At 35.8% G+C, this 25,776-nt stretch carries 25 protein-coding genes; 15 read left to right on the top strand and 10 right to left on the bottom strand.

The window, feature by feature from the left end; genetic code table 11:
- Positions 1-99 precede the first annotated feature (99 nt).
- Together BMMGA3_RS17635 and rlmH are read left to right on the top strand one after the other, a co-directional pair.
- Positions 100-261 (top strand): CxxH/CxxC protein, encoded by a 162-nt coding sequence (locus BMMGA3_RS17635; RefSeq protein WP_003347024.1) that lies wholly within the window; start codon positions 100-102, stop codon positions 259-261.
- Positions 262-352: 91 nt separating this feature from the next.
- A complete protein-coding gene (gene rlmH, locus BMMGA3_RS16020) occupies positions 353-832 on the top strand; it encodes a 23S rRNA (pseudouridine(1915)-N(3))-methyltransferase RlmH (RefSeq protein WP_003347022.1) in 480 nt (159 codons plus the stop codon).
- Positions 833-1,003: 171 nt separating this feature from the next.
- Here the strand turns inward: rlmH and BMMGA3_RS16015 are convergent, their stop codons facing one another.
- The gene (locus tag BMMGA3_RS16015) at positions 1,004-2,149 is read right to left on the bottom strand and encodes an MGDG synthase family glycosyltransferase (protein ID WP_003347020.1); all 1,146 of its coding nucleotides are present in this window, start codon (positions 2,147-2,149) and stop codon (positions 1,004-1,006) included.
- A gap of 260 nt (positions 2,150-2,409) precedes the next feature.
- On the opposite strand from BMMGA3_RS16015, the gene BMMGA3_RS16005 reads away from it, so the two are divergent.
- Positions 2,410-3,798: an MFS transporter gene (locus tag BMMGA3_RS16005; protein WP_003347017.1), complete on the top strand. Its 1,389-nt coding sequence runs from the start codon at positions 2,410-2,412 to the stop codon at positions 3,796-3,798.
- Between the two features lie 171 nt (positions 3,799-3,969).
- Here the strand turns inward: BMMGA3_RS16005 and BMMGA3_RS16000 are convergent, their stop codons facing one another.
- Both BMMGA3_RS16000 and BMMGA3_RS15995 read right to left on the bottom strand, forming a co-directional pair.
- Positions 3,970-5,007, bottom strand: coding sequence for an O-antigen ligase family protein (locus BMMGA3_RS16000; protein WP_155815495.1), 1,038 nt, complete (start codon positions 5,005-5,007; stop codon positions 3,970-3,972).
- A gap of 488 nt (positions 5,008-5,495) precedes the next feature.
- The gene (locus tag BMMGA3_RS15995) at positions 5,496-6,083 is read right to left on the bottom strand and encodes a DUF6609 family protein (protein ID WP_003347012.1); all 588 of its coding nucleotides are present in this window, start codon (positions 6,081-6,083) and stop codon (positions 5,496-5,498) included.
- A gap of 626 nt (positions 6,084-6,709) precedes the next feature.
- Between BMMGA3_RS15995 and BMMGA3_RS15990 the strand changes: the two genes are divergently transcribed.
- The 10 genes from BMMGA3_RS15990 (at position 6,710) to BMMGA3_RS15945 (ending at position 17,463) form a co-directional block, all read left to right on the top strand.
- Complete coding sequence (locus BMMGA3_RS15990; protein WP_237712809.1) at positions 6,710-8,122, top strand: ArnT family glycosyltransferase; 1,413 nt, start codon at positions 6,710-6,712, stop codon at positions 8,120-8,122.
- Between the two features lie 259 nt (positions 8,123-8,381).
- The gene (locus tag BMMGA3_RS15985) at positions 8,382-8,834 is read left to right on the top strand and encodes an OsmC family protein (RefSeq protein WP_003347008.1); all 453 of its coding nucleotides are present in this window, start codon (positions 8,382-8,384) and stop codon (positions 8,832-8,834) included.
- A 602-nt stretch (positions 8,835-9,436) separates the two neighbouring features.
- Positions 9,437-10,825 carry a sugar ABC transporter substrate-binding protein gene (locus BMMGA3_RS15980; protein ID WP_003347005.1) on the top strand — a complete coding sequence of 463 codons (1,389 nt, stop codon included), beginning with the start codon at positions 9,437-9,439 and terminating at the stop codon, positions 10,823-10,825.
- A gap of 60 nt (positions 10,826-10,885) precedes the next feature.
- Positions 10,886-11,782, top strand: coding sequence for a carbohydrate ABC transporter permease (locus BMMGA3_RS15975; protein WP_003347003.1), 897 nt, complete (start codon positions 10,886-10,888; stop codon positions 11,780-11,782).
- A 16-nt stretch (positions 11,783-11,798) separates the two neighbouring features.
- Positions 11,799-12,695 (top strand): carbohydrate ABC transporter permease, encoded by an 897-nt coding sequence (locus tag BMMGA3_RS15970; protein WP_003347001.1) that lies wholly within the window; start codon positions 11,799-11,801, stop codon positions 12,693-12,695.
- Complete coding sequence (locus tag BMMGA3_RS15965) at positions 12,692-13,801, top strand: ABC transporter ATP-binding protein (RefSeq protein WP_003347000.1); 1,110 nt, start codon at positions 12,692-12,694, stop codon at positions 13,799-13,801. Before BMMGA3_RS15970 ends, BMMGA3_RS15965 begins: the two co-directional genes overlap by 4 nt.
- 500 nt (positions 13,802-14,301) lie before the next feature.
- Positions 14,302-14,925, top strand: coding sequence for a TetR/AcrR family transcriptional regulator (locus BMMGA3_RS15960; protein ID WP_003346998.1), 624 nt, complete (start codon positions 14,302-14,304; stop codon positions 14,923-14,925).
- A 35-nt stretch (positions 14,926-14,960) separates the two neighbouring features.
- Positions 14,961-15,845 carry an ABC transporter ATP-binding protein gene (locus tag BMMGA3_RS15955; protein ID WP_003346996.1) on the top strand — a complete coding sequence of 295 codons (885 nt, stop codon included), beginning with the start codon at positions 14,961-14,963 and terminating at the stop codon, positions 15,843-15,845.
- 5 nt (positions 15,846-15,850) lie between these two features.
- The gene (locus tag BMMGA3_RS15950) at positions 15,851-16,648 is read left to right on the top strand and encodes a DUF2705 family protein (protein ID WP_003346994.1); all 798 of its coding nucleotides are present in this window, start codon (positions 15,851-15,853) and stop codon (positions 16,646-16,648) included.
- A 17-nt stretch (positions 16,649-16,665) separates the two neighbouring features.
- Entirely contained in the window at positions 16,666-17,463 is a 798-nt protein-coding gene (locus BMMGA3_RS15945; RefSeq protein WP_003346993.1) for a DUF2705 family protein, read from the top strand.
- Between the two features lie 114 nt (positions 17,464-17,577).
- On the opposite strand, the gene BMMGA3_RS15940 is transcribed toward BMMGA3_RS15945, so the two are convergent.
- The 4 genes from BMMGA3_RS15940 to BMMGA3_RS15925 are packed head-to-tail and all read right to left on the bottom strand — an operon-like array spanning position 17,578 to position 21,066.
- Positions 17,578-18,282, bottom strand: a complete 705-nt coding sequence (locus BMMGA3_RS15940) for a (2Fe-2S)-binding protein (protein WP_003346992.1) — start codon at positions 18,280-18,282, stop codon at positions 17,578-17,580.
- A 10-nt stretch (positions 18,283-18,292) separates the two neighbouring features.
- Entirely contained in the window at positions 18,293-19,078 is a 786-nt protein-coding gene (locus BMMGA3_RS15935; RefSeq protein WP_003346991.1) for an ABC transporter ATP-binding protein, read from the bottom strand.
- Between the two features lie 12 nt (positions 19,079-19,090).
- The gene (locus BMMGA3_RS15930; RefSeq protein ID WP_003346990.1) at positions 19,091-20,098 is read right to left on the bottom strand and encodes a FecCD family ABC transporter permease; all 1,008 of its coding nucleotides are present in this window, start codon (positions 20,096-20,098) and stop codon (positions 19,091-19,093) included.
- On the bottom strand, positions 20,095-21,066 hold the full coding sequence (locus BMMGA3_RS15925; RefSeq protein WP_259674473.1) for a FecCD family ABC transporter permease: 972 nt from the start codon (positions 21,064-21,066) through the stop codon (positions 20,095-20,097). Before BMMGA3_RS15925 ends, BMMGA3_RS15930 begins: the two co-directional genes overlap by 4 nt.
- Before the next feature lie 313 nt (positions 21,067-21,379).
- Between BMMGA3_RS15925 and BMMGA3_RS15920 the strand changes: the two genes are divergently transcribed.
- Positions 21,380-22,324 carry an iron-hydroxamate ABC transporter substrate-binding protein gene (locus tag BMMGA3_RS15920; RefSeq protein ID WP_003346988.1) on the top strand — a complete coding sequence of 315 codons (945 nt, stop codon included), beginning with the start codon at positions 21,380-21,382 and terminating at the stop codon, positions 22,322-22,324.
- 86 nt (positions 22,325-22,410) lie between these two features.
- Here BMMGA3_RS15920 and BMMGA3_RS15915 read toward each other — a convergent pair whose 3' ends face one another.
- The 3 genes from BMMGA3_RS15915 to BMMGA3_RS15905 all read right to left on the bottom strand — a co-directional run bounded on the left by BMMGA3_RS15915 (position 22,411) and on the right by BMMGA3_RS15905 (position 25,058).
- Entirely contained in the window at positions 22,411-23,460 is a 1,050-nt protein-coding gene (locus BMMGA3_RS15915) for an LLM class flavin-dependent oxidoreductase (RefSeq protein WP_003346987.1), read from the bottom strand.
- 123 nt (positions 23,461-23,583) lie between these two features.
- Entirely contained in the window at positions 23,584-24,252 is a 669-nt protein-coding gene (locus BMMGA3_RS15910) for an oxidoreductase (protein ID WP_003346986.1), read from the bottom strand.
- 128 nt (positions 24,253-24,380) lie between these two features.
- Entirely contained in the window at positions 24,381-25,058 is a 678-nt protein-coding gene (locus BMMGA3_RS15905) for a DNA-binding protein (RefSeq protein WP_003346983.1), read from the bottom strand.
- A 394-nt stretch (positions 25,059-25,452) separates the two neighbouring features.
- Between BMMGA3_RS15905 and BMMGA3_RS15900 the strand changes: the two genes are divergently transcribed.
- Entirely contained in the window at positions 25,453-25,752 is a 300-nt protein-coding gene (locus BMMGA3_RS15900; RefSeq protein WP_003346981.1) for a phasin family protein, read from the top strand.
- Positions 25,753-25,776: the final 24 nt, after the last annotated feature.

Below are 25,776 nucleotides of genomic sequence, written 5' to 3'. Positions count from 1 at the left end.
TAAGAAACGATTATAACAGCAAGTGTATTATAATGAAATAGCTAATTGTTTTTAAAACTGTTAGAAAAGTGAAAAACATTGATATAGAGGGGTTTTAAGATGATTTATTGCTGTGAAGAACATGTGGAATTGGCATTGGATGTGATCGTTGATGACTATGAAACAGCACCAGTATTAACAAAAATTTCAGACAAAAAACAGCTGTTAATAACCTGTGGATATTGTGAAAAGCCAGCTGTATATATTGTGGCGAACGAATGATCTCATACAAGATGTGGATAGTAAATGTTGATATGTGGATAACTGTTGTGGATATGTTGTTCGTAAATTGTTTGTAAAGTGAGGGTAAACTGTGAATATCTCAATTGTGACCGTTGGCAAATTGAAAGAAAAATATTTAAAGCAAGGAATTGAAGAATATTTAAAACGGCTCTCTTCTTATGCAAAAGTAGAAGTCATCGAAGTACCGGACGAAAAAGCGCCGGAAATCCTGAGCGATACAGAAATGGAACAAGTAAAGCAAAAAGAAGGAGAAAGGATTTTAGCAAAACTAAGCCCTGATGCATATGTCATCGCACTGGCGATCCAGGGAAAAATGAAATCGTCCGAAGAACTGGCCGACAGCCTTGACAAACTCGCCACATACGGTAAAAGCAAAATAGCCTTTGTCATCGGAGGGTCGCTTGGCCTAAGCAATGAAGTCTTGAAACGTTCCAATGAACAACTATCCTTCTCAAAAATGACTTTTCCACATCAGTTGATGAGGCTTATTTTGGTAGAGCAAATCTATCGGGCGTTTCGAATTATTAGGGGGGAGCCGTATCATAAGTAAATGAGAATGATTAGCTGAATTAAAAAAAGCAATGGAGGAAAGATTATCATGTTAATCTTTCCCCTTGCTTTTTTTAGCCTGATTCGTTTTTCCTCAATTAAAGAAGGCAAACAAAAAAGCTGATAAAAATCAGCCTTTTTCTTTTTAGTGAAAAACCAACATTAACAGAGCTTAATTATAGGAAAAACTTGGCGCAGCAGCTTCATATGAATGTTCTTCAACATTTATGATGAACTGTAAGATGTCTTCTGCAGCATGTGGATTTATAAATTTTCTTTGGCAATTTATAATATGATTTAGTTCTTCACCATCATTTTCAAGTAATTTGGAGATAATCTGTTTAATTTCATTTGTATTTTTACATACCACTCCAAGGTTTGATTTTTCGGCAAAGTAAGGATTGTCCTCTTCTTGGCCGGGTAAAGCACCTGTTATGATCATCGGTGTATTGGAAGCAATAGCTTCAAACATGACATTAGGGCTGCCTCTCGTAAAAGCAATATCTGAAGCTAACATGAGGTCATGGATGTTTTTTGTAAAACCGTAAATCTTAACTTTATCCCCGTATTGTCTTCGAAGTGAGTGCTCTAATTTTTCTTTTAGTTTGACATTTCTTCCTGCAACAATAGTAACGGTGCAATCAAAGTGATCAAGCAGAATTTCAGCAATCTTTTTCATATTGCCTACACCTTCGCCACCGCTCATGATTAAACATTTTAAAGGTGCATCTTTTCGATAAAAAACTTTTTTATTTGTGCTATTTCTAAAAAACCTAGCTCGAACCGGGAATCCTAAAACTTTAATATTTTCAGCAGGGATTCCATATTCTATACACTTATCTCGAGCTTCGACAGTTGGACTTATAATAAAATCGGCTCTTTTATCTGCCCAAAGTGGACTAATGTTTACAAGATCAGCAATAAGTGTAATAAAAGGAATCTTAATATATTGCTTCTCTAAAATATTTAATACGGAACCATTAAAATTAGGGTGGACTGATAAAATCAAATCTGGTTTTACTTCTTCCAATAATTTCAGAAAGTTTTTCCTAATTAATTCTTCAATAAAATGATTAATTAAATTTGGGTAATCAGATGATATATTATATACCATCTTCCATAAATTTTCTGCTTTTCTCGTGATCGGGCCGTAAAGTTTGCCGATGCTTAACAGAGTTTGTCCGCCAAGCGAAAAGCCATCTACGACATGTATTTTTATGTCACGGTTATTTCCAATCTTTTCGCACAATGCTTCTGTTATGCTTTTATGCCCATGACCTGTATGTTCAGAAGAAATGATTAATATTTTTTTGCCCATTTTACCATGCCTTTCTTAAAGACGTATATTATAATCATAACAAATAAATATGGATGTATATAAACTAAATAATCGACATGGATAAAATATTTAGCTATTTTTAAATATGGAAAAGGGGCGGAGCTGCGCTGCCGTTCCATTTGTTTTAAATCTATAGTAAAAAGCGTATCTAACTCTTTCATCATCCCATAATTCTATATTAAATACAAACATTTTGAAGCGTCAGCAAAAAAACATAGATAAAGGAGCTTTAATCATCATTGAAACGTTCTAAAGCAAAATTAATATATACGATATTCGTTTTTATTGCACTAGCTGCTTTCGATAATATAATCATAGGATTATTCCCGCCTCTATTTCCTTATATAGCAAAGGATTTAGACGTGGGAGTAGCAAAATTGGGAATTGTTTCAGCTATTAATATTTTAGTTACAGCTATTTCTTCCGTTTATTGGGGATATCTTTCAGGAAAATTTAGACGCAAGAAACTGATTATGATTGGAACGCTTATTTGGGCTATATCTGTATTCTTGACCTCCATTAGCCAAAACTTTATGCAACTTTTACTATTTCAAATAATAACGGGAATGGGACTAGGCTGCATTGCATCTATTGGGTTCAGTGTCTTAACGGATTGTATTCCGTATCAAAAACGTGGTTTGGTTTTAAGTCTTTGGGGCATGGCACAAGGCATGGGTGGTATTATGGGATCTGTTATGGCTTCTTTAACTGCAACTGATACAAGTTGGAGATGGCCTTTTGAAATCGTAAGTTTTATCGGATTTTTTCTCATTATCCTTTATCTTTTTGTAGAAGAACCATCTAGAGGCCAATCAGATCCTGAGTTAAAAAACTTGATGAAAAGTGGACAATCATACAGCTATATTATAGAAGCTAAGCATTTACCAGCTATTCTTTTAAAAGGCAGTAATGTATGGCTATTTTTGCAGGCATTCTTTATGAATATTTCAACAGGAAGTCTCATTTGGATTCCAACCTTATTTATTTATAAGATTCAACAGCAGGGATATAGTTTGGAAACATCGATGATTGCCTCAGGTTACCTTTATGCTATTTTTCAAGTTGGAGGGATGACGTCCGCTTATTTTGGCCATCTTGGTGATAAATTGCAAATGAAAACGTATAAGGGGAGAGCTTTTTTAACTGCAATCTTTGTATTTCTGACGATGCCCCTTTATATACTGATGTTTAACATTCCAATGGATCACCTTTACTTGCCAAATAATCATAATCCTTTATTGATTTTAATCACTTTGATTAAACAAATATTCACCAATCCTTGGATCGCTTTATTGTTTGTTTTATCGTTTTTTGCTTCTGCCGCTCAATCTGCAAACACACCAAATTGGCTGGCTTTGATAACAGACGTTAATCTTCCGGAACATAGAGGAACAGCTTTTAGTGTTGCCAATCTTTCCAATAGTTTAGGAAGAACCATTGGAAACGCAGGGGTTGGTGTTTTGCTTCGTATCATATCAATGCGCTTTCATGAACCTTTTAGCTATATTTTGACCTTATCGCTGCTGCAAATATTCCTTATACCATCAGCGCTATGCTATATTCTAATGGCCAAAAAAAATGTGTCCGATATAAAATCAGTGAAAGAAACTCTAAAAGAAAGATCGTAGCGTAATACCTGTCACTGCCTAAAGTTTGTCAAATGGTGTTGAACCTTAGGGGTGACAGGTATTTGGTTATAAAAGAAAAGAGAATTTCAGGTATCGTTAATTAGGGCCTGAAATTCTCTTAGTATAATCTTTCAGATAAAAAAGGAATCTGCTGATTGAGTTGCGGCGTTATTACGTTTGATTTTTTGGCGCCTTGACATGTAAATAAATCCAATATTTAATTCTTGAAATTGATGGAAATACCATAGCAAAATGCATCCGTTTAGTATATCTATCCCAACAAGCAAGCAATATAACCGTTAATAAACCTAATTGCGGTGAAAATAGGGGCTCGTCAAAGACTCCCGTAAGAATGATAATGGGTAAGCCGAGCAAAAAGCTGTCTAATAAACATTTTTTATTTCGTTTTGGAAAGAATAAATGGATATACTTTACAATATTTAGACAGATTAAAAATAATAAGGCCAATCCTCCTAGTGCTCCATACTCCGCAAACATGCCAATTAACATATTATGGGCATGTGGTATGAATTCATTGTAATGCTTTAAATATTCTTTACCAAAGCCGATTGGCGTTACACCAAAGAAGGCATGATCCTGCCATATTTTATAGCCGCTTTTCCAGATGTCATGCCTAACTTGGATTGATTGAATTACCGACTCGTTTCTAGGCATTAAATGCAGCAGCCATTTAGATAGCGACAGGCTAAAGATAGTACTCATAATGAAGATAGTACGGTTTAATCGCAAGATAAATATAAGAAAGATCAAAATCATCGACGCAAACCCTGCCCTTGATCCGGTTTGAACAACACCATAGCTTAGCAGGAGTATTATAGGAAGATGCCACACTAAACTGACGAATCGATTGTTCCGTAAACTTGCAAGCAGGTAAGCCAAAATAAAGGAAATGGCAATTAAAAGTATGTATACCGTAAAGTTTGGATTGTATCCACAGCCAATAAAGCGGTTATAATCTTTAAGATCACTTTGGCCGAAGAGCACAGTGCCCGTTAAATAGCCGATGGCTGGGGGAAAGGTATACCATTTTGAAATCCACCCTATCACACAGCAGTATACGCCCCCAAAAATCATAATCAATCGAAAATGCTGAAATAATTGATTCTTTTCAGTCTCCAATATTTTTAAATATAGACCCCAGTATCCTAGAATCATCACACTAATACTTAAATAAGATATTTCGTTCATTGAAATAGCAGCTCCAATGGTCGAGATAAAAAGGCATAGGAAAAAAAAGGAGCTCAAGGAAAAAACGAAACGCTTATTTTCCTTCCATTGTTTACTGATGGTATGTAGACCGGTAATTAATAACAGAAAAATACCAAGTGGCGGCAAGAGGAAACATAGCAGTATTTTTAATTCAAATGATGAAAATTTTCTAAATGACTGAAAAAATATACTCATAAAATACTCCTTATAAAAATGACTTGATCTTTTTAAGATTCAGAATTAACTACTTGCGAAAGACAATTTAAATTAGCTTCAAAGGATAAAGTTTTCATGAACTATTGGTGTAAAGACTAGAAGGACGATGCAAATCAATAATAAACAATAAATTAAAAATAACACAATTTTTTCTTGATTTTGTTTAGAAAAAGTAAACCGGATGTAAAGTTTAGTTAATTAAAGAGGCGTGCAAGGATGCTGAGGTTATTGACACGCAGTACGAGAAAGTATTAAATACTCGTCTTAATACCATCAGTTAATTCAATATCTTTAGGCTTTCTTGAAAATAGAAGAATTATTCCAAAAAACACTTTAACAGCTATATCAATATAAGCAATGTATTTAAAGTCAATATTAGGGTTATATATGCCTACAAATGCGTTAATGGTTAAAAGTAATGCGAGTGGTATCATTAATATTCCGTGAACAAAATAGAAAGGGATAAAATGAATTCCAATTGCTAAAAAAGCACCAAGCCATATCAATCTATAATCATGATTTTGAAAATGAGGACCTCCAAATAAGATGAGTAAAACAAACATTAGAATTAATGAAATAGTGGTTATTTTTCTTTGAAACATAGACGGAGAACCAAATGACAATTTTTTATACAAGCTTTTATTTACGAAAATGAAGAAAAAACCAGTAATATAACCAATATCAAATATAGTCATGTTTATTTTTTGCTCTCCACCAAAAAGGGTTCCTATTAAAATGACTAACGCAACCCAAATCAGCCAAAGTCCACAAACTCTTTTACTTAAAAACTGTAATCGTTCCCCTTCTTGATATCCCAATTTTATTAATATCCTTTTCATAAATGGGTAGCCCTTCTTTCCTAAATGATTAGTTGTAAAAGCAATCGGAAAACGTGCATGAGCTTAAAACTACCAACCTTGTTATGGTTTAATTTCCTTTATTCGATTTATTATACAAGAATTCCTGTTTTGTTTAGAGAAAAAGTGTTCTTAGCTTTTTCTTTGACGTATATCATAAAAATTTCTATAATGAACAATTAGTTGAGCTCCTCCTTTTGAATATGATTTTGGTTAACTAGCAATCTATCATTGGAGAAGCAACATGGCTCTATTAATTTTGGGAATTTTAAACTGTTATTTTTAGGGATTTTATATCAGTTGGTTATACTCTCAATAAGGTTATGTTCTGTTAAAAGTTTATATGTTATTTAAATACTATATGCTAAATTCATATACGGGAATGATGAAATATTATTGATATCGCATAACTATAGCCTTGTTTTCATTTTTTTGTAACGGGGCTTTTTCCTTTTTTTAAAGCATTTTTAGCGTATACTTGCAAAAAGAAGTTTTGAGCGATCGTGTCAAAAGTTTGTTTTTATGTAAATTTGTGATAACAAGGAGATTTGCTAATGTACTGGTCAAATCGAAAAATTAATTTTATTTATTTTTTTCTCGCGTTTCTATTGCTATCTATTGCTTTTTATAATATTTTTTATCATTTAGGTAAATTTCCAATTTATAGTTGGGATGAGGCGAGACACGGGGTAAATGCCTATGAGATGTTAAGACAAGGCAATTTTATAGTTAATACTTATAGATATAAGGCGGATTATTGGAATTTAAAACCCCCGCTTAGTTATTGGGCAATTATGGCCGGTTATAAATTGGTGGGATTCAATGCATTAGGATTGCGATTAATCTCAGGCATTTGTGCCATGTTAACGATTATAATAGTGGCTATTTTTGTAAAAAAGAATTTTGGAAATTTGGCTTCTCTATTATCGATGTTAACATTGTCGACAAGCACACAATTTTTAATCAATCACAGTGCAAGAACCGGTGATGCTGATTCCCTTTTTGTTTTCTTATTTACAGCAGCCATCTTATCTCTGCTGCTTTCTGTCAAAAATGATAAATGGTTATATGTTTCGGGATTTGCCTTTTCTTTGGCCTTTTTAACAAAAAGTTGGCATGCAGGGAATATAGCTGTCATTATGGGATTGTATCTCCTATTTACAGGAAGAAAATTATCTTATAAAAAATGGATTTCTTTATGTTTGTGCATGATGGCACCGATTCTTATTTGGGCGGTCATAAGATATCAATATGACGGCTTTGCCTTTTTTAAAAATATGTTTGAGTATGACTTGCTGCATAGATCAACTGTTCCAATAGAAGGCCACGTAGGAGATGAGTCTTACTATGGAATAGTATTATGCCGTTTTTACTTTTTGTGGCTCGCTATCTTATTGGGAATGATTTTAGTCTATAACTTTCAAAACAATGTTTTGTTTGATAAGTCCAATTCTGAAAATCAGTCTTATATAATAGGCCTTTGTTTATGGGTAATCGTTCCTTTCATATTGTATACTTTTGCTAAAACGAAAATAATATGGTATATTTTACCTATTTATCCTCCTTTATCGATTATTATAGGGATTCTGGCTAGTAAAATTTTGATGAAGGAAAGATTTTTGATAAGAACTGTCCTTTTAGCTTCCATTCTTTTTGCAGCTCATTATTATGAAGGAGAAATTCAAACCTATGTAAACAACCCAATTCCTAATGATCAATTAAGTTTGATTGAAAAAACAAAAGCTCTGGATGGAGTAAGAGGATATAGCTTATATAAGTACCATCCAACAAGACATAAGGCGGTATGGGCTCAAAGTGCTGTTCTAACGGCAGAATTAGTGAACGATTTGAAAGTGAAAAGCGGAGATTTTCATGCTTTTTTAAAAAATGATAGGGCCTTGCTTTTAGTGAAGAAAAGATTTTTTACGAAACGATTGGTCACTTCGAATCTTTTAAACATCGTTACTTCTAATAGATGGGGTTATATTCTTAGTAAAGAGAAGATACGAATAAAACATTGAATAGGTATCATCTTAATTAAGCCAGTTGAATTATCGCAGCATTGTTGTTGGCACAGGGGATTGTCATCATTAATTGGTATAATATTGCTGCCATCCACCTTTATAATACTTATTTACCAAAATTTTATAAAATTTCTGCAATATTATGTTTCGTTTTCCATAATTTTAAAATATCAGAAAATAATAAATAGATGTACAATTTCGTATTATTATTTTATAATAAAACCTATCAATTAACTTGGAATTTGAGGTGGATTAGATGGCAGCAGAAAAATTGATAAAGGTAAAATCAAGTGGAAAGTGGGAAGGCGGCTTAAAAACTTCCATTTCGATAAGAAATTTTTCTCCATTCATAGTTGATGAACCGAGAAGTTTAGGAGGGACTGATGAAGGGCCAAATCCTGTTGAATATGTATTAGGTGCATTGTCCAGCTGTACTTCTGTAATGATTGCGTTTATAGCTAAAGAAAAGAATTTTTCTTATCAAGGCGTAGAGTTTAAAAATGATGGAACACTAGATTTGCGAGGATTAATGGGAGTGGAAGGAGTTTCGCCGCATTTTCAAAATGTGAATTTTGAGGTTATTTTTAAAACCGATGAATCTGATTCTCGAATAGAGGAATTAAAAGAAGAAGTAGAAAAAAGATGCCCTGTTTATAATTTAATTAAAGACGCAGGTGTTAAGATCGAATCGAAATGGTATAAAATATAGTAGATTCATAAAATATAGTGTTTAGGTTTTTTACACTAAATAAGGCGGAGATATTAGGCGGATTTTTTGAATCCGCCTTATTTTATTTAATGAGATTAAAATTTTTATAAGCTGTTTGCTCCATTATAATCTCGATGATTACTTAAATCCTTTGCTTTACCACTATTTATCAGAATTAAAACTGCAAAAAAGGATTGCCAATTTACCCCCGAAACAAATGGCATTTCTAAGAATCATATCAGATTTTATAAACGAGGAAATAGATTGAAAACGATATAAAATCATATTCAATCCCATAAAAAATGTTTAATATCATATCTTTTGGGTAAGTAAGTTTAATGAATAAAGGTTTCCACATAACCTATGTTTTAGACCAAGCCTAATATGATGATTTTTTTTTGAAATGCGGGAATGGTCATATAAAGATAATAGGTTTTTTTTCATTCCTCCTCTTAATCTAGGAATCTCCCAAATAATAAAACAAATAGAGGTGAGGAAAAATGGGAAATTTATGGTGTGTGGGAACTGCCCCATAAGGATATAATTTCATCCATTCTACATCTTGGAAATTTACAATTATTAATAAAACGGGGTGAGGATAGATGAAAAAAATTACAGCATGTGTCTTGTCTACATTGGTTCTCGCAATGGGAATTCTTTCTGGTTGTAAACAGAACAGTCAGTCGGCTGGAAGTGAATCAAATAATAATTCTAAAGTCGTAACGATTGAAGCTCAAACAGCTGCGCCAGAAACAACTCGGGTTGAAAATCTGGAAAAAGCCGCTGAAAAACTAAATGAAGAATTAAAGAAACAAGGAAAAGATATTCGAGTAAAAGTTAAAACAAAAGTATTTGAAGGCAGTTGGGAAGAATATGCCAAACAATTTATGTTGGCTTTCAAGGCAAAAAAAGAGCCTGATATTTATGCAACAGGACATGAAAATATTGGTTGGTTATCGGATGGAAATTACATACTTCCTTTAGATGATTTAAAAAAATCTAAGGAATATTCACACGTATTTCCGATTCTATGGGATTCTGTAACATATAAAGATCATATTTGGGGTGCTCTGCAAGATACTGAAGCACGTCCTGTTTTCTACAATAAAGATATCTTGAAAAAGCTTGGTTGGAGCGAAAAGCAAATTAATGATCTTCCTGAAAAAGTAAAGAATGGTGAGTTTACACTAGACGATATGACGAAATTAGCTGAAGAAGCAAAAACAAAAGGATTAACGCAATATGGCATTATTCACCGTCCAGTAGATGGTCCTGATTTTCATGTAATGGTTTACGATTTTGGTGGAAAATTATATGATCCTAAAGAAAATAAAATTGTACTAGATAAAAAAGCAGTTAAAAAACAATTAGATTATTACTATGAAATTGCACAGAAAAAATTAATTCCGGACAATCTTACTCAAATGGAATGGAGCAATATCCATAAGGCAGTAGTAAACGGTAAGACGTTGTTCTACTACGGCGGTATTTGGAACGTATTTAACTGGAGTCAAGACAATTTCCATGAAAAACTCGGTAAAGTTGATGAAAAATGGGTCAATGAGCACCTTGGCATGATGTTAATTCCTGCTGCAGAAAAAGGCGGAAAACCGCTTACTCTTTCTCACCCGTTCGTATATACTGTTTCATCACAAACCGAACATCCTAAATTAGTGAAACGTTTGTTGGAGCTTGTAGCTGATCCTGCACTGCAAGTGGAGCATGACGTAAAAACATTCCATCTTCCTGTTACAAAAAGCGCTGCAGATCACTTGAACTTTAAAGCACATGCAACATTGGCAAATGTAACATACATGACGGAATATACGACATTCCTTCCGAACCATGAAGGATTCCCTACCTATTCAAAAGCAGTCTTTAATGCAATTCAAGCAGTGGAACTTGGAAAGAAAACACCTGAAAAAGCGTTAAATGATTTAGAAGTACAGTTGAAGAGCGATCTTGGCGATAAATTAAAAATAGTAGACTAAAAATTGGACGGTACCTGGCGCATTACTGCCAGGTATCCATCTTTAAAGGAGGCCGGAAAAGTGCTATCTGTCTTAAAAAGGTGGAAGTTGCCTGCCATTATGCTTGGACCGTTCATCATTCTTATCTCCCTTTTCTTTTTTCTCCCTGTTGTATTGATAGCCATAATGGCATTTACCAATATGAATTCTGCCATGAGATGGGATTTTAACGGATTGGAGAACTTTCAAAAGCTTGTGACCGATCCGAATATCTTGTTAATAGTTAAAAACACAATCTTATATGTCGGTTTCACATTGCTAATTAATGTGTTTTTTGGCTTGGCTTTAGGCATTCTGACAACTTATTTTATTCAAAAGGAATCCGTCAGTCTTGTTTTTCGGGCGATATGGATGCTGCCGCGAATTTCCCCGCCAGTTGTCTATACACTTCTTTGGCTGTGGTTTTTTGATCCGAGTGAATATGGTGTATTGAATAGTTTGAGAGATCTTTTTCATATGCCGCCTGTTAAATGGTTGTCAGCCCATCCAATGACAGCTGTCATTTTAGCGAATGGATTGATAGGTGTTTCATTTGGGATGATTATCTTTTCATCTGCTATAAAGTCCATACCGAAGAATTTGTTCCACGCCGCAAACGTAGATGGAGCTTCCCAATGGTCGATCATTAAAGATATTATTATCCCGGCAGTTCGCTGGCCGTTAATGTTTGTGACAATATGGCAGTTTTTGTCTTTATTCACATCCTATGAATATATTCTCTTGTTGACAGATGGCGGACCTTTATTTGGAAGTGAAGTGTTAGCTTTATATTCCTATCATAAAGCCTTCCAAAACTTTGAATATGGGTATGGTTCGGCTATTTCTCTTATACTTGTTTTGATCGCATTGATCTTTTCGTTAATCATGTGGAAAATGTTTGGTATGAAAAAAATGATGGGTTCTTCAAGAATCGAGTAAGAAGGGAGCTGTTGAAATGGAAGTAACAAGTTATAGACCCGAAACAGCGTCTGTGATTACATATGTTTCCAAATGGAAAAAGCGCATTCCTTACATCATTGCATATGGAGTTCTAGGCTTGACCACACTGCCGATCATTTTGATGTATTTGTGGCTTTTGTTAAGCTCTTTTTCTAAACAAATGAAATACGGTTTTATCCCTGTTCATTTTACATTAGAAAACTGGAAGTTTTTATGGATGAACGTAGAGCATGGAGGAGGAACGCTTCCAAGTATATGGACGGCAACTTGGAATTCCTTCATTTTTTCTAGCACCCTTACCATCTTGGAAGTCATCATCGGCGTCATGGCTGGATATGTTTTAGCACGGATCGAATTTCCGGGACGTCAGGCATTAATGAAGACTACGTTGCTATTACATGCTTTTCCTAGTGTCGCTTTGCTTATTGCGGTGTATTATATATTGAATTTTATGGGATTGTTTGATTCCCTTTGGGGGGTTGTTTTGGTAAAAACTGCCCTGCAAATTCCTATGACAGCTTGGATTGTAAAAGGTTTTTTTGATGATGTGTCATGGGATGTCGAGTGGGCTGGACTCATTGACGGATGCAATCGTTTGAAGGTCTGGTTTACCATTGTTCTTCCTTTGATTAAGCCTGGAATTGCAGCTATTAGTATCTTCTCATTTTTATCTGGCTGGTCTGAATTTTTATTATTATATACGTTTATTTTAAGTGATGAAAATGTCACTTTGTCCTCTTATCTCCAAAGATTAATCAGTGATCCAAATTTAGTTAATTATGGATTATTAAGTGCTGTATCACTGTTTTACATGTTGCCTGTCTTACTGTTTTTTATATTTACACAAAAATCATTGATGCAGGTAAGTGTTGGAGGTGGAAAGAGCGTATGAAAATCGAGTTAAAAAATATATGTAAATCATTCAACAAAAAATCGAATACAATTGATAACATGAGCTTGACGATTGAAGATGGAGAGTTTGTTGCTCTCCTTGGACCGAGCGGATGCGGCAAGTCTACAACGATGCTTATGATTGCTGGAATTTATAAGCCAAATAGTGGTGAAATTTATTTTGATGGTCTACTTGTAAATGATTTAGAGCCAAAGGATCGAAATATTGGCATGGTGTTCCAAAGTTATGCCTTATATCCACATATGACTGTTTTAGAAAATATCGCATTTCCATTGAAACAACAGAAAGTTCCAAAAAAAGAACGGATTGAACGAGCAAAACAGGCGGCTGAAATGGTACAGATGGGTCATTTATTAGATCGAAAACCGAGTGAGTTATCGGGAGGCCAGCAGCAAAGAGTTGCTCTGGCACGTGCCATCGTGAAAAAACCAAAGGTGCTGTTGTTGGATGAGCCATTGTCAAACCTTGATGCTAGATTAAAAATTGAAATGAGAGAGGAAATTTCCCGTATCCAAAAAGAATTAGGTATCACAACCATTTTGGTTACCCATGATCAGGAAGAAGCGATGACAATGGCTGATCGCATAGCGGTCATGAAAGAAGGGAAAATCATTCAATACAGTACACCGATGGAATTATATAATTACCCGAAAGACTATTTTGTCGCTCAGTTTATCGGAACGCCTCCGATGAACTTTTTGAAAGGAAAACTATTGAACAATCAGCTTCATTTACTAAATATGACCATTGAATTAGATCGCAATCTTTTTGATTTTCATGGAGGAGAAACAGACGTAAATGTAGGGATTCGTCCTCATGATTTAAAATTAGGAAACAAAGGGGATATTCGCATCAAAGGTATTGTCAATATTATTGAGCTCATTGGCCATTCGCAATTGGTCAATTTAAAAGTCGGAAATGAACAGGTTCGTTTTTTTGCCGAACCAAATATCATCATGAAATATGGTCGTGAAATTGAAATATCAGCCAACATTTCAGCTATTCAATTGTTTGATTCAGCGACAGGAAAAAGTTTGAAAAAAGAAAGTGTGCATAAGGGGCAAGTCAAGGAACTCATTTTATAAATGTGGAGCAGTTTTGGATCGTGACTATAATCCAGTTAATAATATTTAGAAGAAAATCTATATAATACTTAAAAAATTGTAGGGCGCGGTCATGTCCGAACAGTATAATTTAAGCCTGTGGAGATTGTGTAAGGCCTTTTCTCATATGGGAAAAGGCAACGATCTCTGAAACAGGAAGCCCTCACTTCAAAACGCGAATCGGATAAGAGAGGGGTAGTCCATTCATAGAACATTTGCTCCCATTATATCTAATATTAAAACCTACAAATATTCCCTGGTTTTATCATATTCCTCTATATCAATTCTTCAAGAGACAAGACATTTTTCCTATACGGAGTGTGTTTGATTATACCTTTCATCACAAATCACTATGCTACACCTTCACATCATAATTATCCCTAACACAAATACTAATTTCAAAAACTCATAGCACTGATCTTAAAGAAATTTTTGATTGACCACATCGGTCAATGGTTGCTAATCAACGGAGGTTTAACAGAATGTATTCTAAATTTTTTAATATAAGCCCAGATAAGCAAGAACGCATTTTAAATGCAGCGTTAAAAGAATTTGCGCAAAAAGGTTATGAGAAAGCATCTACAAATGAGATCGTGAAAGAAGCGGAGATCTCAAAAGGATTGCTTTTTCACTATTTTAAGAATAAGAAGGAATTGTTTTTATTTTTGTATGACTATTTTGTCGAGATTATTATGGATGAGTTTTATTCGAAAATCGATTGGAATGAAAGAGATCTGTTTATAAGATTTCGGGATCTCATCGTTCTGGAATTTGAATTAATGAAAAAATATCCAGACATCTTCAATTTCTTTATGGCCGCCTATCATGAAGAATCTGCCGATGTAAAAATTGAGTTAGAGAAAAGGAATAAAGAAATACTTGTAAGCAGCTATCAAAAATTATTTACAGATATTGATACGTCAAAGTTTAAACAAGGAATTGATATTAACAGAGCCATCAATATTATTATTTGGACGATGGAAGGATTTTCAAATGAACAGCAGAAAAAAGGAAAGTTCCGTACCGTGGATCAAATCAATATGGAAGAAATACTATCGGAAATCGATCATTATCTAAATCTGCTTAAAACATCTTTTTATGTTTAGACCTAAAGTCTGCTTTTATAAAAGGGGGATATAAAATGAATGTGATTGAAATCAAAAATTTAACGAAAACCTATGGAAAAGCAAGAGGAATTACGGATATTAGTTTTAACGTTGAACAGGGGGAGATTTTTGGGTTTATCGGACCAAATGGTGCGGGAAAATCGACGACAATAAGAACTTTATTGTCCCTCATTTATCCAACAAGCGGAAGTGCCAAGATTTTTGGGAAAGATTGTATACAATATACTTCTGAAATAAAAAAAGACATTGGCTATTTGCCATCAGAAGTGTTTTATTACGACAATATGAAAGTGAAAGACTTACTAAAATATTCAGCTAGCTTTTATAAAAAAGATTGCAGTAAGAGAATCAAAGAATTAGCGGAAATCATGGATTTGGATCTGAATAAAAAAATTGATGATTTATCTTTAGGGAACAAAAAGAAGGTTGGGATTGTTCAGGCGCTGCTTCATGAACCAAAGCTGATTATACTAGATGAACCTACCAGCGGGCTGGACCCGCTTATGCAGCAAAGGTTCTTTGAATTATTGGAGGAAGAGAATAAAAAAGGAGCAACCATTTTATATTCGTCTCATATTTTAAGCGAGGTTCAAAGATTATGTCATCGGGTTGCCATTATTAAAGAAGGAAAAATCATTAAGGTTGAAAAGATCAGTGCCTTACAAGAAAACAACTATAAAAAATTCAAAATTGAAACGACAACAAAGGTAGATAAGAACTACTTTCAAATTAGTGGCGTGAAGGATTTAGAAGTAAAAGATAACATTGTCAGCTTTTTATTTAAAGGAAATCTGAATGCCATTTTGAAAAAAATTTCAGGAATTGAGATTGCAAATCTTTGGGTTGATGAGCCGGACCTTGAAGAGATCTTTATGCATTACTATGAAAAGGAGGTCTAATCGGCATGAATATGTATTTACATGAATTGAAGGCTTATCGGAAATCCACGATCATTTGGACCTTATCGTTAGTTGCAGTGGCTGTGTTTTTCTTATCCTTGTTTCCTTCTTTTGCAAAGGATGCGGAGCAATTCAAAAAACTGCTGGAAGGATATCCGGAGGCGGTAAGAAAAGCGATTGGACTTAATATAGACAATATTGCTTCTATTCTAGGATTCTATTCGTATGCGTTTTTATATATCACACTTTGCGGAGCCATTCAGGCAATGAATTTAGGCGTTTCTATTTTCTCCAAGGAAGTTCGGGAAAAAACAGCCGATTTTCTTTTAACGAAGCCTGTTACCCGCACAAGCATTATGACATCGAAGCTATTGGCAGCATTGACTTCATTAGTCATGACGAATGTCGTTTATTTAGCGGCTGCAAGCATAATGGCATCCCAAGTGAAGACAGAAGATTATAGCAGCAAAATATTCTTTATGATTTCGATTACATTGTTTTTCATTCAGCTTATTTTTCTTGCTTTAGGAATGATTATGTCAGTTATCGTTCGTAAGATTAAATCTGTGTTGGCCGTGTCTCTTAGTACTGTCTTTACTTTATTCATTATTGGAATGCTTAGTTCTACCGCTGAAGATGAAACGCTGCGGTATCTTTCTCCCTTTAAGTATTTTGACAATGACTATATCATCAAAAATTCGGCCTATGAAACTTCATTTTTGATTGTAGGAATAGGGCTTATTGTTGCTTCGATTGCTGCGAGCTATTTCATCTATGCCAAGAAGGATATCCATGCCGTTTAAGGAAGGAGGGAAAAATAATGAATATATTTTTGAGAGAAATGAAAGCCCATCGAAAATCTTTAATATTTTGGTGTATTGGTGTCATATTCATGGTTGCGTCCGGTATGAATAAATATGTCAGTTTGTATTCTTCTGGTCAATCCATGAATGACTTAATGGCTGATATGCCGAAATCGTTCCAAGCGATAATGGGGACAGGAACTTTTGATTTATCAAAGGCCAGCGGTTATTATGGAGTTCTCTTTTTATACTTAGTGCTGATGGCAACGATCCATGCTGCCATGCTCGGAGCGAATATTATTGCGAAAGAAGAACGAGATAAAACAACCGAATTCTTATTTGTAAAACCGGCTTCAAGAAATAAAATTCTCACATCCAAATTGTTGGCAGCTTTCGTAAATATTTTGATTTTCAATCTGGTTACTTTTGTTTCTTCAATCTTAATCGTACAAAAGTACAGCAAAGGTGAAGAGGTAAGTGATGATATTTCCATTTTAATGGTTGGGATGTTTATTTTACAGCTTCTGTTTATGGTAATTGGTACAGCTATCGCAGCTGTCAAAAAAAATCCAAAAAAAGCTGGCTCATTGTCAACCGGAATTCTGTTGATCACGTTTATTTTATCTATTGCAATCGATTTGAACGAGAACATTGAATTCTTGAAATACTTCACACCATTTAAATATTATGATGCGAAAAATTTGATGTACGGCGGCGGTTTTGATGCGGTCTTTGTCATAATATCAGTGGTCTTAATTGTTGGGCTTTCGATTGTAACGTATGTGTTTTTTAGAAAAAGAGATTTGAATGTGTGATAAAGAAAGGTTTTAAAAAAGGGAATCTACCATTGATCGATTCCCTTTAAATTCATATGATAGCTTGATTAAAATTCTATACATGAACGGGTAGAAGTCTTTTTAAGAGATAGGTTAGTCTGTTTGGTTCTTAGGGCAATATGAACACCTATTATGTCCAGGGATTTTGTAATAATAGCAGCACGTAACTCGAGCATAATGAGCCATGGCTTCTTCCGGTGTTTGCCCATTTAGAAATCTTTGGAAGGGTGAATGTCGTTCAATGTTTTTCCAGGTATCTGAGTCAAGTAAATATTCTAAATCGTAGCGTGCTCTAGAAGAAATTTCGTCTCCTTGGTTGAAAAGCTGCACGTACATCCAAAGGATATAACCCCAAATATTTTCCCACAATACGAGTGGTGAGCTATTCGTTTCAGCAGCGACAGCTTTCACAATCATTCGATAATCATAGCAAATTATCCGTTTGATCGTTTCCTTTAAGTCTTTTTCTGTTTCCACAGAAATCCACTTCCCACCAGAAAGCGACCACTGCGGCGCCCATCTATCATCCAATGTCCGATCCACTATTCGAACTTGAGCTAAATCGCCTGTCCATTTCACACGATACTTACTGAGGATATATAATTGGGCTGTAAATAAGAAGGCTGTATGCCTCATCAAGATGGAAGCTGCGACATATGGTTGTTCTGCTTTTGTACGCTCCTTCGCAAGATTGAGCAGCTTTGAAAAATCCTTATCCACGAGAGGTACTGTTGCTGTTTCATCTTTAACAATATGGAAATTCTCAAGTTCTCTCCAGAGTTCTTTTTGCTCAAGCATATCTCTACCTCTACTTTAGTAAATCATAAGAAATCATTGCCGGTTTCCTTGTTCTAGGATCCGTAACAATCACTGTATCAATATTAAATACTTGTTTAAGCACTTCGGCCGTCATGACTTTTTCCGGAGTTCCTTGCTTAACAATCGTTCCATTTTTGAGTGCAACCATGTGATGTGCAAAACGGGCAGCATGGTTCAAATCGTGGATCACCATCGCAATCGTCCGTCCATCTTCTTGATTTAATTTCTCTAGGAGCTGCAAAACTTCTAATTGGTGGGCTAAATCTAAATACGTTGTTGGCTCGTCTAATAGTAATAAATTCGTTTCTTGCGCAATCGCCATCGCAATCCAAGCTCGTTGTCTTTGGCCGCCTGATAACGTATCAACAGACTGATCTCGGAGATTGGTTAATCCAGTAACCTCAAGCGCCCATTCAATCATTTCGTAATCATGTTTACTGAGTCGTGAAAATCCTGTTTGATACGGGGTTCGTCCATATGAAATTAATTCATACACTGTCAATCCACTCGGTGCTTCTGGTGACTGAGGTAAAATGGCCAGTTTTTTAGCAACTTCTTTTGTAGGTATCTTATGAATCATTTTTCCATCTAAATAAATGACACTTGATAATGCCGGATGCAGTCGTGCCACTGTTTTTAAAATAGTCGATTTGCCGCAGCCGTTTGGACCAATAATGGCAGTAATCTGATTCGATGGAATTTCTAAATTTAGCCGTTCAACGATGATTCGGTCCTCGTACCCGATGGTCAACTGTTCTGCTGCTAGGGTGGTCATCGCGCTCCCTCCTTATTTTTTCATTAAAAGATAAATAAAATATGGAACACTAACAATCGATACGACAAGACCAGCAGGAATTTCTGTAGGTGATAACAAATTTGTTCCTACTGTATCAGCAATTAATAAAATGAACGATCCAATCAATGCAGCGACCGGAAGCAGCAAATGGTGATTTGGTCCAATAAGGCGTCGAGCAATATGTGGGGCTATCAAGCCTAAAAAAGTAATTCCACCGCCTGCAGCTACTCCCAGACCTGCCATCCCTACCGCTGCCATAAGGAGAAGCAGACGTTCACGATTGGAACGTATTCCAAGGCCAGTTGCCACTGAACTCCCTAAGTTCAAAATATTAAGTGTGTGTGCTTTATACAATGAGTATGGAATAAGTACGATAAACCAAGGCAACAGAGCCCACACAAACTTCCACTGCGTTGCCCATAAATCTCCTGACAGCCAAACCATTGCTTGCATAAAATCATGCGGTGTCATTCTTAATTGAAGGGCAATTAATAGAGCACTCAAACCTGCATTGATTCCAATTCCAACTAAGATGAGGCGAATGGAATGAAACCCGCGTTTCCAAGCAAGGCTAATAATCAAACCTGCTGTCAATAAAGCTCCGAAAAAAGAAAAAAGAGGCAAAGCAAAAGTACTGAATGTACTAAGGCTTCCTGTTGCTGTTTTAAAAAAAGAAATAAAGATGACTACAGCTGTCCCCGCACCTGAATTAATGCCTAAAATACCGGGGTCAGCCAGTTCATTACGAGTTATACTTTGTAAAATTGTACCTGAAACAGCCATACCTGCACCAACGAGTAGAGCTAAAATAATTGTTGGCAGACGAATCTCAAACAAGATCAACTGTTGTTGTTTCGTCCCATTACCAATCAATGTATGAAACACTTCATTTGGTGAAATGGGAACAACACCGAAATTTAAACTTATAAAACAAGCGATGAAAAGGAGTACGATTAATGTGAACATCGTCCATTTATACTTCATAGAGATGTTGTTCATAGGAATCTACTCCTTTCACATCGAACTAAATATAAGAAAAAGGGCACTCCAATTGCTGCTGTGACGACTCCAATAGGTGTTTCAAAAGGGGAATTCATCATTCTTGCTCCAACATCCGCTAACACAAGCAGCAGGCTGCCCAATACGGCTGAAACGGGGAGCAAAAAACGATAATCCGGTCCAACTAACATTCGGCTAATATGAGGAACAACGAGTCCAACAAAGCCAATTGATCCGGCTACCGAAACCGAAGCCCCGGTTAACAGCAAGACGGCCGCAATACTAAGAGCTTTGACTAGATTTAAATGAATTCCCAGCCCTTGTGTTACTTCCTCGCCAAGATTGAGCAACGTTAAAGCACGAGCAATGACAAAGACGATCGGAATCCCAATGAATCCTACAAAACTAAGAATCTTAAAATCATTCCAGTTTGTGTTGGCTAATCCTCCGGCATACCAAAAACTCATCTCTTTTGATACATCAAAATGAAGCGCCACAGTTGAGGTCAACGAATTCAAGAACATTCCTACCGCTGCACCGGCAAGTGCCAATTTCACATGTGATGTTCCACCTTTTGAAGAAGCAGCTAACATAAATACGAAAAGGACTGATAATCCAGCACCTACCATAGAAGCAACAGTTTCTCCAATATTCGACACGCTCGGAAACAAGGCTATTGTTATAACAAGGGAAAATGCCGCTCCATAAGATACCCCTAAAAGAGAGGGTTCAGCGAGTGAATTTCTTGTGATTGCCTGCATAATAGCTCCGGATAACGACAAGTAAGATCCGGTCAATGCTGCGATTAATGCTCGCGGTAAACGAATTTCTTGAACAATTTGATGTGCTTTGTTATCAGAATGATAATCGAATATCGCTTGCCAAACGGTTGCCAGTTTTATTGTTTCAGTCCCAAAAACGAGAGAAATACAAATTGCCAACAGCAAACAACATATTCCGACAAGCAAAATGAAACCTGTTCTAAATCTATGTTTTCTCACTCTTGAAGTGCACTGTAAATTTACCACTGCCTAAAAACAACCCTTCATTGTTATTGTATAATAGTGATAATCATTATCAATAATAAATAAGTATAAAATGAATATCTAACCCTTTCAATATATTTAACGAATTAATCGAAAACTAGTATCAAAAAAATTTAAATGAAGTCTTTTTCCATGTCAGGGTTGGGAGTAAAAACTCATAAAAATTTTATGTGTTGACGTTTTTGTTGATAATGATTATCATTGTTATTAGAATGATAGATTTGGGAGGATGAAAATGAAATTTCGAAATACATATTTAGCGATCATCACAATTTTTATTTGTACGATAATGTTGTTAGTAGGTTGTGGTACTAACAATACGAAGGAAACACAGGAAAACACAAAAGATGTGACAGTGACGGATGCAATGGGAAAAGTAACGATTCCTGCAAATCCGCAACGCATTCTTGCTCCTTACATGGAAGATTCGCTCGTAGCACTTGGCGTGACTCCAGCAGCTCAGTGGTCAATTGGAACAACTGTACTTGATTACTTACAATCTGATTTGAAAGACGTGCCAAAAATTGGTTGGGATTTACCATTAGAACAAACGATTAAGGCACAACCTGACTTAATTGTTTTTAGTTCAGCATCGGCTATTCAAAAAGGGAATTATGAAGAGTATAAAAAAGTTGCGCCAACATATGTTTTTAAAGATGATGAAGGCTCCGACTGGCGTAAACAATTAGAAGTAATGGGGAAATTGTTAGGGAAAGAAAAGCAAGCAAAAAATGTATTGGCTGATTATGATGCAAAGGTGAAAGATGCATCTAAGAAAATTAAAGAAGCAATAGGCGATGAAACAGCAGCCATTTTATGGGTAGCTGGTGATCAATTCTACTTGTTTGAAAATACACGCTTTGCAGCAAATGTTCTCTATGGTGATCTGGGTGTTGCTCAGCCTAAAATGATTCAAAAATTACCGAAAGCCGAAGCTACATGGAAGCCGGTTTCACTTGAAGCATTGTCTAAGCTTGATGCTGATCACCTGTTCCTTGTTAGCAAACCTGGTGAACCGGGATTAGAAACACTAAAAAACAGCTCTGTTTGGAAAGGCATCCCGGCTGTTAAAAAAGGAAACGTATATAACATGGAAGATCCGAGCCATTGGACAATTAGCGGTGTGATCGCTAATAACCTAACGATTGATCAAATTGTTGATTCGTTAACGAAAAAATAAATTTTGTTTCCAATAGGTCATAAAACTAAATATAAAATAAAAAAGGAACTGCCTAGCAGCTCCTTTTTTGTACATTATCGTATCATTTAAATCCGTGTTTCGCGTTGTTCTTGCAAATTCGTGATGTCTGCCACGATTTCGTAGGAACGAAGCCGTGCTTGGTGATCAAAAATTGAGGCATTGATCATGATTTCGTCGGCCTGGGTATCATCTAAAAAATTCTGCAGCTTTTCTTTCACAGTCTCAGGGTTGCCAATGATGGAAGAACCTAATTGCTGTTCGACGGCTTCTTTTTCATATTCGTTCCAAAGAGCATCTATATTGTCAACAGGAGGCTGCAGCGGTACATTATGATTCCGAACCAAGTTTAGGAATTGCTGCTGCATTGTAGTTGCCAGATAGCGTGCTTCTTCATCCGTTTCTGCAGCAATAACGTTCACTGCGACCATTGCATACGGCTTATCAAGCACTTTTGAAGGCTTGAAATATTGGCGGTATAACTGCAGTGCCACCAGTGTATTGTTAGGTGAGAAGTGGCTTGCGAAAGCAAATGGCAGTCCGAGCATGCCGGCAAGTTGTGCGCTGTATCCGCTTGAGCCCAATAACCAAATTGGAATGTTCAAGCCCTCGCCCGGGACTGCTCTTACATGCATTCTTCCTGAAGCTAAAGACGGATCAAAATAGGCGCGAAGTTCAGCTAGTTGCTCAGGGAAATCCTCGCCATGGCTTCTAAGGTCGCGTCTTAGAGCATGAGCGGTAAGCTGATCTGTACCGGGTGCGCGGCCAAGACCAAGATCAATTCGGCCTGGAAACAGAGATTCGAGAGTTCCGAACTGTTCAGCAATGACCAGCGGAGCATGGTTAGGCAGCATGATTCCGCCTGAACCTACTCGGATTTTTGAAGTACCTTGAGCCACATGACAAATGACAACAGATGTTGCAGAACTGGCTACGGCAGAAATATTATGGTGTTCTGCCAGCCAATATCGGTGATATCCCCACTTTTCCGCATGTTGAGCTAGATCTAGTGTATTTCGAAAAGAATCGGATGGCGTACCACCTTCTACAATCGGAGAAAGATCAAGTACCGAAAATGGAATATCGGTTATTCGTTTTGCTTTTTTATTTTCGGACATACTTTCATCTTCTTTCTTTTTATATTTTATAATTTAATAACTATACGACTATAAAATCAAACAATTTGTTTTCTTTGTGTACCGACCGCCCAACACAAAAACAACAGCTCCTTAAGGAACTGCTTATTGTGTTTGTGCGATCATCTCAATTTCATTTGAAATATAAATATTTACTCCCTTTTTATCACTTTGAGCAATTTTATACATACCTAATGCGACTGTTTTACCTGAAATTGCTTTATATTTTTTCAACGGACCAATAAAAGCGAACGAAAGTTTTGTAGACAGAAATGCCCCCGCTGTTTCACCAAGTCTGAATTCTGCTCTTTTTCCAAGAAGAAGGGATGGTCTGAGTATATGCAGTGAATGAAAACCAACCTCTTTAAGTTGTTCCTCAAGCAATCCTTTCATCCGGGTATACCATATGAAAGAGTTAGGGTTTGCCCCTATGGAACTGATAACTAGGAACTGTTTTGCCCCCATTTCTTTTGCAACCCTTGCAATGATTAAGGGATAATCAACATCGACTCTTAACATGGCTTCTTTCGATTTGGCTTTTTTAATCGTAGTCCCTAAACAACAGAACACATCATCAACTCTAAAATGATCTTTATAGTTGAAGAGATTTTCAAAATCTACAATTATTTCCTCGAGTTTTGGGTGTTTGATGCCAAGAGGTTTACGCACTAATGCAACAACTTTGTCGTATTGATCTCCGTCCAGCAGGTAATGAAGCAGCTCTCCGCCAACAAGGCCACTTGCTCCTGCTATCAATGCTGATTTTTCTCCCAAAAGAATCAACTCCTATGATGGACTTTTTTGTCGAACAGCCAGAAAAACCGGGATAAGATTTTCATTAAAGATCACCCAAAAAACCAAAAAACAAACACGGAAGAATTTATTGGGGAATTTAATGAAAATTAAGATATACTCTCAATAAGAAATTTGGAAATCATTTCTTTTTCCTTTTTTGAGAGCTGCCCGATCATACAGACAAACTCACTTCCCAATTTGGCCAATTCACTTCCTAAATTTTTGTTCGCTGTTTGAATAATTGTACCTATAACAGTTCCAACAAACATGATGAGTCTTGTATGGTGTTCATGAATGTCTTCAACGATATGTTTAATCAAAAAAATCGTCCGTTCATTGGAATTGTTTAAATAAACAATGAGCAGACATAAGATATAAGCACAAAGAATTGCTTTCTTCTTAATCTTTGACATTTCCTCTAAAACTTTTTGAATCGCTAAATTGGGATTTAAGTCCTTTAATTGTTTTGAGAATGCCAATACTTCTTTTTTAATCTTTTCCCATTCTTCCATACTTACTTCTATTGAAGACGAGTTATTCAATAAGTCAAATGCCTTTTTTGATGGTGTGTACACGATTTGGGAGCGGCCCGTTTCCCGATTATTAATCGTATAATCGCGAGTTAGAAAACCCAATTTTTCAAGCTGTTTTAACATATCATATGCCGTCCATTTACTGACCCCGATTGCCTTTGCCAAAGTTTCGTAATGAACGGGCAGTTCGGTTCTTTCATATAAATCAATCAATTTTTGCAAAAACTGTTTTTTTCGTTCTGTTAGATTCATGAGTAAAACCACCCTAAAATATTTACATCTTGATTATAGTCAGTTAATCTATTATCATCAACCCAAAATACCCAAAAAACCCAAAAAGACACATTTAAGTATTCCACTAAGTAAAAGTACGAATACATATCTCTTTATTTCACATGGGAAATTAACTTAAATCGAAAAGTTTACAATCTCAAAATGGAGGGAAAAATGAAAAAGATAGGTTAGGCTTTAGTTCCTAGCAGTTTCCGTTGACTTGAATAATGTCCTGAAGTAGGGCATATTGCGGCATTTGACACGACAAAAGCAAAAGAATGCATTAATGCCGGTGAATAATCAGCTGAGAAAAAAATAATAGAACTAAAATCCTTGCTTGACTAACAGAAAATGATAAAGGAGGAAAAGCAACATGAAAAATTTAATCAATCAAGTACTTTCGTTAGGATTAGGCGTGGCGATTACCAGTAAAGAGCAAATTGAAAAAATCGTCAATGATCTTGTAACAAAGGGAGAATTAAGTAAGGCGGAATCAAAGGAATGGATTGATAAGCTGACGGAAAGAGGCGCTCAAGCCAGGAAAGAATTAGATGAAATGGTTAAATTGAGAATCAAACAAATGCTGGATGAACTGAACCTTGTTTCAAAAGATGAAGTTCGTGAATTAGAGCGTAGAATTGAAATGCTGGAAAGAGAAAGGAAAGGTGAATAAAGACGAGTCATAGTTCGGAGGGAA

The organism is Bacillus methanolicus MGA3 (assembly GCF_000724485.1).
Lineage (GTDB): Bacteria > Bacillota > Bacilli > Bacillales > Cytobacillaceae > Bacillus_Z > Bacillus_Z methanolicus_A.
The sequence above is the reverse complement of the archived record's forward strand: the minus strand, read 5'-3'. Positions and strand labels throughout refer to the sequence as shown.